The sequence below is a fragment of the Gardnerella vaginalis ATCC 14018 = JCM 11026 genome (genome assembly GCF_001042655.1).
In the GTDB taxonomy this organism is placed as follows: Bacteria; Actinomycetota; Actinomycetes; order Actinomycetales; family Bifidobacteriaceae; genus Bifidobacterium; species Bifidobacterium vaginale.
The window spans coordinates 1,171,787-1,185,558 of the sequence record NZ_AP012332.1; the positions used below are offsets into that span (position 1 = coordinate 1,171,787).

10 protein-coding genes are annotated in these 13,772 nt (G+C 43.9%); all 10 read right to left on the reverse strand.

The genetic code is table 11. From position 1 onward, the window contains the following. Positions 1-24 precede the first annotated feature (24 nt). Positions 25-2,709 (reverse strand): alanine--tRNA ligase, encoded by a 2,685-nt coding sequence (alaS, locus tag GAVG_RS04585; protein WP_048653132.1) that lies wholly within the window; start codon positions 2,707-2,709, stop codon positions 25-27. Positions 2,710-2,896: 187 nt separating this feature from the next. Beyond that, the gene (locus GAVG_RS04590; RefSeq protein WP_009994908.1) at positions 2,897-3,136 is read right to left on the reverse strand and encodes a hypothetical protein; all 240 of its coding nucleotides are present in this window, start codon (positions 3,134-3,136) and stop codon (positions 2,897-2,899) included. Beyond that, entirely contained in the window at positions 3,136-3,570 is a 435-nt protein-coding gene (locus GAVG_RS04595; RefSeq protein ID WP_004113368.1) for a DUF948 domain-containing protein, read from the reverse strand. The genes GAVG_RS04590 and GAVG_RS04595 overlap by 1 nt, the downstream gene beginning before the upstream one ends. Before the next feature lie 161 nt (positions 3,571-3,731). Beyond that, positions 3,732-4,406 (reverse strand): histidine phosphatase family protein, encoded by a 675-nt coding sequence (locus GAVG_RS04600; protein ID WP_004117424.1) that lies wholly within the window; start codon positions 4,404-4,406, stop codon positions 3,732-3,734. A 129-nt stretch (positions 4,407-4,535) separates the two neighbouring features. Then, positions 4,536-5,930 (reverse strand): galactose-1-phosphate uridylyltransferase, encoded by a 1,395-nt coding sequence (gene galT, locus GAVG_RS04605; protein WP_042711366.1) that lies wholly within the window; start codon positions 5,928-5,930, stop codon positions 4,536-4,538. 1,109 nt (positions 5,931-7,039) lie between these two features. Next, positions 7,040-7,666 (reverse strand): 30S ribosomal protein S4, encoded by a 627-nt coding sequence (rpsD, locus tag GAVG_RS04610; RefSeq protein WP_004113375.1) that lies wholly within the window; start codon positions 7,664-7,666, stop codon positions 7,040-7,042. 214 nt (positions 7,667-7,880) lie between these two features. Further along, a complete protein-coding gene (locus tag GAVG_RS04615; protein ID WP_009994906.1) occupies positions 7,881-8,666 on the reverse strand; it encodes an ABC transporter ATP-binding protein in 786 nt (261 codons plus the stop codon). Between the two features lies 1 nt (position 8,667). Further along, positions 8,668-9,879 carry an ABC transporter permease gene (locus tag GAVG_RS04620; RefSeq protein WP_009994904.1) on the reverse strand — a complete coding sequence of 404 codons (1,212 nt, stop codon included), beginning with the start codon at positions 9,877-9,879 and terminating at the stop codon, positions 8,668-8,670. A 21-nt stretch (positions 9,880-9,900) separates the two neighbouring features. Continuing rightward, positions 9,901-10,326, reverse strand: a complete 426-nt coding sequence (locus GAVG_RS04625; protein WP_004113387.1) for a DUF4418 family protein — start codon at positions 10,324-10,326, stop codon at positions 9,901-9,903. Positions 10,327-10,700: 374 nt separating this feature from the next. Then, positions 10,701-13,571, reverse strand: a complete 2,871-nt coding sequence (locus GAVG_RS04630; protein ID WP_009994902.1) for an ATP-dependent helicase — start codon at positions 13,569-13,571, stop codon at positions 10,701-10,703. Positions 13,572-13,772 lie beyond the last annotated feature (201 nt).

The following is a 13,772-nucleotide window of genomic DNA, read 5'->3' on the forward strand; positions in this document are numbered from 1 at the left end:
TTTATTTAAGCGTGTAGCTACGCACTAGTCGAGCTTAGCAACTTCGCTCTTAACAGCATCCAATGCTTCGTCAATCTTAGAAGCATCAGTTCCGCCGCCTTGAGCGAAGTCTGGCTTGCCGCCGCCACCGCCACCAAGCACCTTGGAAGCAGTACGAACAAGATCGCCAGCCTTGGCACCTAGATCACGCGCGGCGTCGTTAGTCGCCACCGCCACCATTGGACGATCCTCTTCATTCACGCCACACAGCGCCACAATCACAGGAGTATCCTCACCTAAGCGAGAACGAACATCAAGTGTTGTTTTGCGCAATGCATCGAAGGAACCAAAGTTTCCAACATTCTTTACAGCAAGCTTAACCGTTGCGCCACTTTGTTTAGCCGCCTCAACCAATTCTGGAACAGCATCATTAAGCTGAGACTCATACACCGAAGAAAGCTTGCGGTCTGAATCCTTCATCTTGTTGAGCAAAGACTCCAAGCGCTCAGCTAACTCATCTGGGCGTGCATTAACCATGCCAGCAAGTTGCGCCACCAAAGCGTGCTCACGAGCACCATATTCATACGCCTCTTCGCCGCACAATGCATCAATACGGCGTACACCAGAGCCAATGGAAGATTCCGAAAGAATGGTTACCATACCAATCTTTCCGGTGCTCTTAGCGTGAGTACCACCGCAAAGCTCGCGGCTCCAACCGTCGCCAATCTCAACAACGCGCACAATATCGCCGTACTTTTCGCCGAACAAGTGCATTGCTCCAAGCTTGAAAGCGTCATCGATTGGCATTTCCTTTGGAACAACCTGCAAATCGTCACGAATACGCTCGTTTACGCGAGCTTCTACACGGAGCAGCGCATCTTTATCAACAGCCTTTGGCCACTGGAAGTCAAAGCGCAAGCGGTCTGGATCAACTACAGAACCGCGCTGAGTTGCCTGTGGACCAAGCTCTTCGCGCAAAGCTTTGTGAAGAGTGTGAGTAGCGGTGTGGCTTCGAGCCAAAGCAGCCCTGCGAACCTGGTCAATATTGGTGTTTACTGGAGCACCAACACTAAGAGTACCTTCAGTAAGTCGGCAGCTGTGAACAATCAAATCCTTGATTGGTCGCTGAACGTCGTCAACTTCCAAAATTGCGCCGTCGTCGGAAATAATCTCACCCTGATCAGCAATCTGACCACCGCGCTCAGCATAGAATGGCGTGCGATCAAGAATAACTTCAACGTTTGCAGGAGCGCTAACGCTTTTAACAGCACCCTTACCGGCTTCAACAATTGCTAAAACGTTTGAACGGCTGGAGAAGTCAGTGTAACCGAGGAAGTCGATTGGCTTTTCAAGCTCCTTCTTAATGTCGTCGTAAACGCTAACATCCACATTGTGACGCTTCTTCAAAGCATCCGCGCGAGCGCGACCTTTCTGCTCGCTCATAAGCTCGCGGAACTTAGCTTCATCAACCTTAACACCCTGCTCAGCAGCCATCTCAAGAGTCAACTCGATTGGGAAGCCGTAAGTATCGTGCAAAGTGAATGCGTCCGAGCCGCCAACAATAGGGTCATCCTTGTGTTCTTTCTTAGCTTTTTCAACAGCCAAGTCAAGAATAGTTGTGCCCTTTTCAAGAGTTCTGCGGAACGCGTCTTCTTCACCATATGCAGCTTCACTAACCTCGTGGAAAGTGTTGTTAAGTTCTGGGTAGCTTGGTTCCATTGCAGCCTTAGAAACTGGGAACAAGGTTGGAAGAACTGGGTCCTGAACGCCGAGCATGCGCATTGCGCGAACGGTTCTGCGAAGAAGACGACGAAGCACGTATCCGCGTCCAACGTTACTTGGGCGCACACCATCGCTCATAATCATCAAAGCGGAACGTACGTGATCTGCTACAACGCGGAAACGCACGTCAGCATCATTATTATCGCCGTACTTTACACCGCTAAGCTTTTCTGCAGCTTCAATAACTGGATAAACTTCGTCTGTTTCGTAAATATTTTCCTTACCCTGCATAAGGTAAGCCAAACGTTCCAAACCTGCGCCGGTATCGATATTCTTCTGGTCAAGCTCACCAACAATATGCAAATCAGTCTTAGACTTGACGTTATCTACCTGGAAGTTTTCGAAGACCAAATCCCAAATCTCAATGAAACGAGATTCGTCAGCAGCAGGACCGCCATCATTACCGTATTTAGGACCGCGATCAACGTAGATTTCGGAGCATGGGCCGCCAGGACCAGGACCACCAGTGGTCCAGAAGTTATCTTCCATACCGAAAACTTGCATGTGCTCTGGGTCGAAGCCTTCGTTCTTCCAAATTGCGCGAGCTTCATCATCGTCGGTATAAGTAGTTACCCAGAGCTTTTCAGGGTCAAATCCGTATCCGCCCTTATCTTGCGGAGTTGTTAAAAGCTCCCAAGCGTAGTGAATCGCTTCTTCCTTAAAATAATCACCAAACGAGAAGTTACCAACCATCTGGAAGAACGTGCCGTGACGAGTAGTCTTGCCGACTTCGTCAATATCAAGAGTACGCACGCACTTCTGGTTAGACGTCATTCTGCGAGAAGGAGGCGTTTGCTCTCCCAAAAGATAAGGTATGAATGGAACCATGCCTGCAATCGTGAAAAGCGTCGTTGGATTTGGTGAAATCAGCGATGCTGAAGGCACGACCATATGACCATGATTACCAAAGTAGTCAAGATAACGCTTTGCAATTTCTGCTGTGCGCATAGGTACGAACTCCTTGTGTTATATTAAAACGCCATGCAACAGGGCGGCACAAAAGAATATCATACCATCATGCTTTAAGGCGCGAGTCGCAGAATGATTAATCTGCAAGACCAATTTTTGATTATAAAACTTTACCTATAAAAACTTTAGTTATAAAAAACTTTCAAGACTTATTAACAAGCTTATTTTATTTAGCATACTTATTAGCATACTTAGAATTAAGCTGCGACTCGTGAGTTTTTCTGCTGGAATTAAAATCCTTAAATAAAGACAAAATCGTGGTTAAAGTAAGATTCTTCGGATCTTTATCAAAGAAAAAATCTCCAACACTTTCTGGGAGTTTTCCTTTAATATAAGCGCGAGCCTTAGTAACAGACATCACGCCTATTACTATTCCTACGCAAAGCCAGAATAAACGCTTAAACATCACTCCCCCTTAGACTCACTCGACTCACCAGAATTAGCTGCGTGGCGTGCAGAAGATTCTGAAAAATCCGTTGGAACTGTAGGCTTATTGAAGAATGCGTTAATAGTGTCCTTAAGAGCATATCCAGCTGCAGCAATCTTAATAATAGGTTTTCCAAGAAAAGCACCATACAAATCTGTAAGAGCACCAACATTAGTCGCAGTGGTGCGAGCAGCATCCGTAACAGCATTAACATCTTCTAAGGTTTTGTTTACTTGCTTTACTGTAGTAACAGACTCATCAATAGCAGGCAAAGCATGTTCACCTGATTCCTTAACGGTTTGAGCAATCTGATTAAACATCTTACCCAACCTAATCAGAGGATAAATCATAAAACCAGAAAGAACCGCAAACGAAATCGCGGCAATTAGAGCAGCTATGTCTCCAACGCTCATCGTAACCTCTTTCCTGCTGTTTTTTACGCGCGACTAACCCACGCAATGTATTTAAAAGATTAACGAAGAGTCAAGACTCTTCGGGTAAACCACTAACACATATCTTTCTTAATATATCAACCTTAATATATCAATATATAAAAGTGGATTTACAGTACGCTCTACTCGTTGTACCCCTTAATAGTTATAGACTGATCAAGCGGCTTAGAAGTGTCAAAATCTAAACGAGTCACACTACCATTTTGCGGACGCTCGCTCAAATCGTAACCAGCAGGCGCAAAACGATGCATAAGACTTAAAAGCGTGTTCCCGTGAGATATTTGCAAAACACTATCCCCATCTTTTAACACTGGATTGCTGGCGATTATTTTAAAACCGCCCTCAACACGCTTCCAATACTCAATATCCGACTCAGCATCATGGAATGGGTCTGCCTCTTTAAGCATATCTCGAGTTGCAGCAAGACCAAATTTTTCAACAATCTCGTTATATGTTTTAGCACCATGAGGAGCACCTGCAGCCCACCAAGCCATATTCATGTCTTGGCCTTCAAAATAGCCGTAGCATTGCTCACGAAAATGCATATCGCTTATGAGTTGTGGTCGAGCATGAGTGTGTTTTTCGTTTTCGCTTAAAATACGCTCAGCAGTGGCTTGCGCACGAGTTGTATCTGAACAATATGCTGCAGCAAAAATGACATTAGCTAATTTTTCTGCTGCACGATCTGCGTCTGCAAGTCCTTTATCGGTAAGAGGAGAATTTGACCAACCTTGAAGACGATTGTAGCAATTAAACATGGTTTGACCATGACGAACTAAATAAAGATGCAGCAACATAACTTAATCATCTCACTTTTAATAAAGTGTTCTACACAATGTGTTATGCAATGCTTTAAACAGTGCTTCCCACAGTGCTTCACACAAATTGACTTTGTTATTTGTTTAATCAGACTAATACAGGTCAGACTAATCCAAATCAACATCGCCTAATTCTTGGAATCTACTTGCAATCAGCTCTGGCGTTGTATCAGAAATCCAAGATGCCATCCCAGCTTCCGACCCAGCCAAATACTTGATTTTGTTAGCATCTCGCATAAACGAGAAGAATTGTAAATTAAGACGATAATGCGCACGACGAGAATCATGCACAGGAGCCTGATGCCATGCTGCAACATAAGGCAAATCAACAAATTCGCTAGAATTTGCAGCACTCATACCAGAAGATAAGTCGAAAGCAGCCGAACCTGCAAACGATTTAGCACTAGAGTCGCCATTAAAACCAAAGAACTTATTAGCACGTCTAAGAAGTGTTATATAAATTTGTGCCAAATCCCAACGCTCTTGGTCGTCAAGCTGATCCAAAGTAAGAACATCACGAACAGGAGCAACATGCACTTCTAGAGGCCAACGCGCTGCTGCTGGAACATACGCAACCCAACTATGATTATGCATAATCACACGCTTTTTAGCCTCAATCTCCGAATTCATCAAATCCTTAAGAAGATTACTGCCAGTACGCTCAAAATAAGCCTCTGTGTGACGCAACTCCTGCTCCAATCTAGGAGCAATAAACGGATAAGCGTAAATCTGACCGTGAGGATGATTCAAAGTCACACCAATTTGGCTGCCGTGATTTTCAAAAGGATAAATCTGCTTAATGCCATCAATTTGGCTAATTTCCGCGGTTCTAAACGCCCAGGCTTCAACAATCGTGCGCATTCGCAAAACAGAAAGATTAGCTGGAAGCATGTTTTCGTTGGAACTAAAGCAAATCACCTCACAACGACCAGCTGCAGGAGCCTGCTTCCACAGCGGATTGCCATCAACGTAGGTTGTTGTGTTTGGCACTCCTGCAACCTGAGCCATAGCTGGATAACGGTTTTCAAAAACAACAACGTCGTAGTCTTCGTCTGGAATTTCACCATCTTGATACTCAGATTCTGGCTTTCTACCAGCGAATGGGTCGATTCTTGATTGCTGATTACTATCACTATTTAAGCTATCACTATTTGAACTCTCTCTAAGAACAGGGGCTGGTCGTTTTGCCCACAGCCTAGACATAGGAATCCAGTCTCCTGTAAGCGGATCCTGACGCATTTGCGGAACTTCGCTAGGAACCTCATTACCTTCGCTATCAAAATGAGATGTAAAGCGATACGCCAACTTTCTAGGGTCGATCAGCTCCCTTGTTTTGTGCCCGCTAACATATTCTGGGTTGTCGTCGATGTAGAAAAAGTCACGACCGTCGGAAAGCTTTGTTGCCGTAATACGAATATGCTCACGTGCGTATGTTCCTGGACGATACAACTTATACGGATACTCTCCACCGAAATCTCGAATAGGAGTTTGAACAGTCGGAATTTGTTGCGTTTGGTAGAAGGAATTATCTCCTATCGAAGAATGCATTGGTGACTGTAATCCTTGGTATGAGTCCGAATGCATAGTGGATTGCGCAGACTGCACGTTTTCAGCCGCCTCTTCTTCTGCTTGAGCTACAAGACTACTCAGCGAAGAATCTCCAACACCCGTGCTGGTTATTTTGTTAATAACCGAGTGGTTTGCGCCGCCAGCCTTGTTCCTAGCGCGAATTGCATTAATGTCTATTGCATCAAAAGCATCTGTGTCTTCCAAGCTTTTTTCAACTTGACGCTCATCTGCCTTCTTATGCGTAGTGCCGTCTTCATCAATTTCAAATCCTGCTGCAGCGCCACCTTCAAATCCACCACCAGGACCAGCGAAACCAGCTGTTGTTGGAATATTGTGAAGTCCTGCAACTTTTTTAGGCTTTTCCACAAAATCATCCCCTTCAAAAACGTTATTGCTTAACACGTCTTTTGCGTCTCTTACATCTTCTGCATCTTCTGCATACTGTGCGTTGTGCGCAGTCATATATTGCTGTGCTTCTTGCACCGCTTTCACATCTTCTTCATTGCTAATTTGAGACATCTTTGACTCCATCGTCTCTTTATTCTTCTTTATCTTCTTTTATTTTCGTATAACTTCTTATTCTTGTATCTTCTTACTTACAACGCTTACTAGACGCTCAGTTATCTATTATATATTTTCTGATTCAACACTCGCAGAATGTTATATTTTGTAATATAACGAATATTATTGTGAATAATTATATATGATTTTGTTTTTTTATTAAACTGTTTTGTTACAAAATGTACGGTTGCTGGCGACTAATCCCAAACAAAAGTTAATGTGCACCAACATGTAACCAACTTTTACGTAGTTCATACTGATTTTATACAAATGCACTACGATTCGTGCAGTATTTTCCGCACTTTGTAGCTCTAAACAGCGTGTTGAACAACAAAATGCGGAAAAACTTCCGCACTTTGTAGTCCAACACACCAATCAGAACTACAAAACACGGGAAGAATAGCAAATAAAACGCATTGACCCCCACTATGCAATGCACAGCAGGGGTCAAGCGGTATGTCCTTAAGAATGAAATCCAGAATTTAGCGAGCGTAGTACTCGACGACGTACTGGATGTTGACTTCAACTGGAATCTGATCGACTTCCGGCTTACGAGTCAAAGTAGCCTTCAAAGAGGCAAGATTCACATCGAGGTAACCAGGAACTGCTGGCAAAACGTCACGATGAACGCCTTCAGCAGCCATCTGGAATGGCACCATTGTCTGGCTCTTAGCGCGAACCTGAATGGTCTGGCCTGGCTTAACACGGTAGGATGGGCGATCAACAAGATTGCCATCTACCAAAATGTGACGATGCACAACAAACTGGCGAGCCTGAGCGGTTGTGCGAGCAAAGCCTGCGCGCAAAACTAAAGCGTCAAGACGGGTTTCCAAATCGGTGAGCATTGCGTCACCAGTCTGACCTGCAGTGTGCGTACCCTTTTCGTAAGCTGCACGAAGCTGCTTCTCGGAAAGACCGTACTGAGCGCGAAGACGCTGCTTCTCGCGAAGACGTACTGCGTAATCGGACTCGGTACGACGACGAGTGCGGCCGTGCTCACCTGGAGCATATGGACGCTTCTCGAAAATACGCTGAGCCTTTGGGGTCAAAGCGATGCCGAGGGCGCGAGAAAGACGCACCTGACGGCGAGAACGCTGAATATTAGTCATTACTAATCCTTTATTCTGTCGTTATCTGAACGGAACGTGAACCAAACATTTACGATTGTTCACGCTGAGCCGGCCTCTCCAGTGCTTCTTCGTGCTAACACACGAACGCGAAAGCATTAAAACGCTGAAATAACGCCATAATTCTTGCGCGCCGACCCACTGATGGGCTAAGGCTCCAGATAATGCCTACAAAAAATAGGCATCGTTCCTTATACTACTCCGCGCCGTAGATACTCGCGCTCACATCAACGTCATCTTTTGCACGAAGTATGCCAGAGTCCATTGTGTAAACACTGTTAGCGCTTGCAGCAACCGATTCATCGTGAGTAACGACTAAAACAGCCGCGCCAGAATCCGCACAATCGCGCAGCAGAGACACCACAGTTTGAGTGTTTTGCGAATCCAAATCGCCCGTAGGCTCATCCAACAGCAGTAAACGCGGGTTGTTAATCAAAGAGCGCGCAATCATAACGCGTCTCATTTCTCCGCCAGAAAGCTCACGTGGATAACAATGCGCAAGATCGTCCACATTAAGTCGCTTAAGCAAATCCATAGCGAAGGAAGTCACATTCACACAATCTTCTGGATGAAGTTTTTCCGCTGAATCGCCTATTCGCTTAGAAGAAGCATCAAAAATCTTAACAGGCAAAATAACGTTATTTATCACATTCAAATTAGCAAGCAGCGTCTGCGATTGCGTAACAAAACCAATGTTTTTTGCGCGAATCGCAGAAATTTGCTCGTCGCTTATAGAAGGCAGTGAAATATTGCATCCAAAAATCGTAACGTTTCCACGCGTCGGCTTTAAAAGACCTGCAATCATGTTTAAAAGAGTAGATTTTCCATTGCCAGACTTGCCCACAATCGCAACAAAGTCGCCAGCTTTAAGCGAAAAATTAACATTGTCTACAGCAATAAACTTCCTATTTTTGCGTTTAAATTCGCGAGTGACATTTTTAAGATTTACTACTAAATCGTTACTAACAACTTTATTCGCCATTTTATTCGCCATCTCTTAAAGTCAAATACGCTTCCCTGCTTGCGATTCGCCCCACAATAATCGCAGAAGTTACCAAAACACTAGCGAGCGAAAACGCTACGGAAACTACCGCAAGCGAGCACACAAACCAAACATTCGACTCCAAGTACGGCAGTTGCAACTGTTGAGAAATAACAACATTATATGGGAACAAAATAAGCGAAGCAAAAGCAACGCCAATCACGCCTCCGCCAAAACCAATCGCAGACGATTCACGCGCAACCATCTTTAGAAGCATGCGCCTATTTGCACCAAGAATCCTCAATGAAGCAAATTCCCTCTTGCGCTCCGATGTAGAAGACGCAAAAACGCACACAAGAATCAACACACCCACAAGCCAAAACGCAAGAATGCCAAGAAAAATCGCCTTATTTAGCACCTCTAAGCTCTTTTTAGTCTGCTCGGTAATTCCGCTTGGAAAGACAACTCCAAGGCTTTTAATTCCGCTAGTTTTACGAATATTTTCCGCAACTTTTTGAGCGCTAAAACCCTTTCTCACTTTTACAAGAACAGCGCTAACTGCCTTGCGTGCGTATTTTGCAGGAATCGCAGTGTGCCCAACTTTAGAAGAATATTTAATAACCGCTGGAATCGTATCTCTGTTTACAAACACTGAATTGTCTAGGCTAGTGCCCGTTTTAGCAAGTTGCGCAACAATCGGCCATTCGTGCCCATACAAGCGAACCGTGTTTTTGTAAGACACAAGCACGTTTGCGCCTGCAATCATCTGCCCTTTTTTAAGCTCGCTTTTGTGTTGCGAATAAATCCATGGCGCGATTACAAAGTCACTCGTAGGGTCAAAACCTATGATTTGCAACTTTTCTGCGCAGCATCCAGCAGATAGAGAAGATATGTAAGTTTGTACGCTTGCTTTTTCAACGCCTTTTGATTTTCGCACAAAATCCTCAATATTGTTCGTAAAGTAAAACGTGCTCGATCCGCCATTAGTTAGCAACGCTTCCGCACGATTGTAAGTGTTTTGCGGAATAACCATAATATCCGCGCCAAGGCGAGCGCGCATACTACTTAAACCATTAGAAAGATTAAGGGAGATTAGCGAGCCGCCAAAAAACACTGCAGCTAAGCACGCGGAAACCACAATTAACGCGGCGGTTCTAAGCGGCTTTTGCTTTAGGTTTTCTAGCGGCAATCGCTTTAATGTAATAGTGTGCATAGTAAATTACTTAGATGCGCACTAGCAAGCAGATTTAGTGTCAAGATACACGCTAACGGATGCAAACACCAACGCTAGTACAGATAGCACAATCAACGTTGGACGCATAACAGATGCGCAATGCATCATTGGACTTTTGCAAACACCAATAAGGAATGTTGTAGTAGCGATCATAAACAGAGAGTTAACGATTACAGCAATATTTAAGCCAGCACGAACGTGTTCTTTAACAAATAGCGCAATAATGCCTAGAATTGCAATAACTACGCCAATTCCAATAGCCACGCGGCTGGTGTAGTAGCATGCCATAGGTTGCATCATCATAGGCATTTTTTGCATTTTATGCATGCCTCCAGTTGAGCATGGTTTTGCAAATGTCAATGGCGCTATAGCAATAAGAATTCCAAAAATAATTGCATGAAGCGATGCGAATAATTTGTTTTTCATAATAAATACCTCATTAAATCTAGTTATTATTTTTTAGTGTTGCTTTTTAACGCAACACGCTTTACGGCACTTATGTTTGCAAGCGCCACGCCTTTTAAAATCTCTTTATAAATACAATCGCAATGTTTAAGAGCTTAATCGACTTACTCTTGAGTCACGAATCTTACACATTTGCGGTTTCGTCTACTTCTATATTTTTCCTACTTTTATATTTTTTCGTATAGCTTAATAGAAAACAAGTCTTGAATATTTTGTTTTAGTGTATATAATCGCGCACTAGTTATAACAATATTACAATTGACAATTTAAAGTAATCTTCAATAGGATTTCATTATTTTAAGTGCAACATTTATAAAACAAAAAATTTTACAATTTTACAATTTCTCAATTGGTGCAACTCTTAACATGAGTCTTTTTACACCATCCGAACCAAAGTCAACTGTAATAATTGAGTTTCTTCCCTTGTCTTGCGTTTTAAGAACAGTTCCAAGACCGTAAGTGTCGTGCGAAATTTTATCACCTTCGTGGAAATCGTTGATGTTTAAGTGATTGTCTTTTTCTTGCAAACCTTGTTTTTTGTAAGACAATGATGATGAAGATGACTGCAAATTTGAAGTGAATGATTGATGCTGGTATGATGCACTCGATTTTCTGGCGATGCGAGTGGTGACTTTTCCAGACTTTGAACCATACGACTTGCCATATGAGCTGCCATATGAATTAGAGCCATAAGACTTTGAGGCATACGACTTGCCATAATGCGATTTTCTGTAACTCGATCCGCCGTAAGTGGTGTACGAATCGTCGTCCCAACCGCCATCGCTTCCAAAATCACTGTCAAAATCGCGGTCAACATCACTGCCCGCTCCCCTAAGCCCAGCACGCATAACATCTGCTTCCTTGCGCTTCCAAGAAATCAAATCGGCAGGAATCTCGTCCAAAAACTGGCTTTGGATCATTTCCGCTGACTTGCCCCATTGCGATCTCTCAGCCGCCCAAGTGACGTACAAAATCTTCTTAGCGCGAGTTATGCCAACGTATGCAAGACGACGCTCCTCGCAAAGCTCCTTTTGATTGTCAACACAGCGCGAATGAGGAAAAGTGCCCTGCTCCATTCCAGTCAAAAACACAACAGGATATTCCAAACCTTTAGCCGTGTGAAGTGTCATAAGCGTAACTTTTCCAGTATCTTCGCCCTGGTCTGGAAGCTGATCCGAATCCGCAACCAAAGCCGTAGTCTCCAAAAAACCAGCAACATTAGCATCAGGCGTATTCTGCTCATACTCGGCTGCAACCGATTGTAATTGAGACAAGTTATCTACTCTAAATTCGTCTTGAGGGTCCTTAGACTCTCGCAAATCCTGCAACAATCCGCTTTCGTTAAGCACGTTCTCCACAACCTTAGAAGGCTTGGAATCGTTAGCTTTCATAAAGTCAATAAGCGAAGTCATAAGATCCCTAAAACTCTTAAGCGCATTAAAAGTTCTAGATGAAATACCAATTTGTTCTGCAATCTTATCTATTTGACTAAGAGCAGACCAAAAACTTATAGAATTTTCTTTTGCATAAGACGTAATCTGCGACTCAGCGCGCGCACCAAGACCACGCTTCGGAACGTTTAAAATGCGGCGCATATTGACATCGTCATCAGGGTTTGCGATCGATTGCAAGTAAGCAAGCGCATCTTTGACTTCGCGGCGCTCGTAGAACTTAGTTCCGCCAACAAGCTGATAAGGCAAGCCCGACTTAATAAGCGCATCTTCTAAGCTACGCGATTGCGAATTTGCGCGATACATAATCGCAATATCTGAGTAGTTTACGCCATCTTCGCCTGCCAAACGCGCGATTTCTTGAGCAACCCAAGAAGCTTCACCTTGCGCGTTATCTGCTACATAACCGACAATCGGCGAGCCTTTGCCTAAAGATGTCCACAACTTTTTAGGTTTTCGATTAGCGTTGTTGGAGATCACAGCATTTGCAGCATCCAAAATGGTTTGCGTAGAGCGATAATTCTGCTCCAACATAATTGTTGTAGCGCTTGGAAAATCCTGCTCAAAGTCTTGAATATTGCGAATATCTGCACCGCGGAAAGCGTAAATTGACTGGTCGGAATCGCCAACAACCGTGATTGAAGATTGCGGAAGTTGAGTGGAATCTGGTGAAACTGATGAAACAGTGGAATCAGTGGAATAATCATCCACACCTGCATCATCCACACCTGCAAGCTCACGAATCAACACGTATTGCGCGTGATTGGTATCCTGATATTCGTCAACCAAAATGTAACGGAACTTTCGCTTGTAATACGCGCTAACTTGCGGATTTTGGCGCAAAAGCTTAACCGTTAACATAATCAAATCGTCAAAATCAACAGCATTCGAAACGCTAAGCCTATTTTGATACTCCGCGTAAACAGCAGCATAAAGCGCATCAGCATTGCCAGCAGCATTAAAGCTAGATGCACCAGATACAGACGCGCCTGGCTTATAATCTGGTGCGTAATTTTTAAGATTTTCCTGCCAAGTAACCAAATTATTTTTGAAATCAGATATCTTAGACAATAAAAGTTTAGGCGTAAACTTTTTAATATCGATGTTCAATTCGGATGCGATTATTTTGACAAGACGCTCGCAATCGGAAGAATCGTAGATAGAAAAACCTGATTTTAAGCCGATTGAATCGCCATGAGCGCGAAGAATTTTAACGCAAGCAGAATGGAAAGTGGAAACCCACATGCTATTTGCACTATTGCCTATTAAGCTCGCCAAGCGCTCGCGCATCTCCGCAGCCGCTTTATTTGTAAACGTGATTGCAAGAATTTGGCTCGGCCACGCCTTGCGATTAGCCAAAATCCACGCGATTCGGCGCGTAAGAACACGCGTTTTGCCGCTGCCTGCGCCAGCTCCGATTAAAAGCGCTGGGCCAGTGTATTGAACAGCCTTGGATTGCTGTGGATTTAAGCCTTCTAAAAGCGATTGTGGGTTGATTTCAGGAATGTTGGAAGATTGTGCGGATGTTTGAGCGTATTGGGCAGCGGCAGAAGATTGAGCTGTTTGGGAAGATTGTACGGAATTTGAATATTTTGCGGAAAAATCGCCAGCAACCGTAGAAGCAGAAACTTCGCTCGTCATGTCTTTATTAATAGGTGCATCGCTAATAGGAGCATTGCTAATAGAAGCATCGCTCTGCTCGTCGGCATCTTCTGGATTGCCAAACAAATCAAAATCGTAACCGTACTTGCTCAAAAGCCCCTCACTCCCGTGTTCCAAATCGCAAAAATTAAACTCTAACCAATTTTAACGAACGGCAGCCAAACACAAATCGTGCGTTTTGCACTGTACGCATTACACAACTTACGCACTTTGTAGCACATTTGACCCAAATCACGTACAAAAAGCGGAAAAACTGACGCACTTTGTAGCTCTAAACAACGTTTTGCATCGTTC

Coding starts and splice junctions, on each gene's coding strand:
- alaS (WP_048653132.1), bottom strand. CDS start 2,709: ATGCGCACAGCAGAAATTGCAAAGCGTTATCTTGACTACTTTGGTAAT.
- GAVG_RS04590 (WP_009994908.1), bottom strand. CDS start 3,136: ATGTTTAAGCGTTTATTCTGGCTTTGCGTAGGAATAGTAATAGGCGTG.
- GAVG_RS04595 (WP_004113368.1), bottom strand. CDS start 3,570: ATGAGCGTTGGAGACATAGCTGCTCTAATTGCCGCGATTTCGTTTGCG.
- GAVG_RS04600 (WP_004117424.1), bottom strand. CDS start 4,406: ATGTTGCTGCATCTTTATTTAGTTCGTCATGGTCAAACCATGTTTAAT.
- rpsD (WP_004113375.1), bottom strand. CDS start 7,666: ATGACTAATATTCAGCGTTCTCGCCGTCAGGTGCGTCTTTCTCGCGCC.
- GAVG_RS04615 (WP_009994906.1), bottom strand. CDS start 8,666: ATGGCGAATAAAGTTGTTAGTAACGATTTAGTAGTAAATCTTAAAAAT.
- GAVG_RS04620 (WP_009994904.1), bottom strand. CDS start 9,879: ATGCACACTATTACATTAAAGCGATTGCCGCTAGAAAACCTAAAGCAA.
- GAVG_RS04625 (WP_004113387.1), bottom strand. CDS start 10,326: ATGAAAAACAAATTATTCGCATCGCTTCATGCAATTATTTTTGGAATT.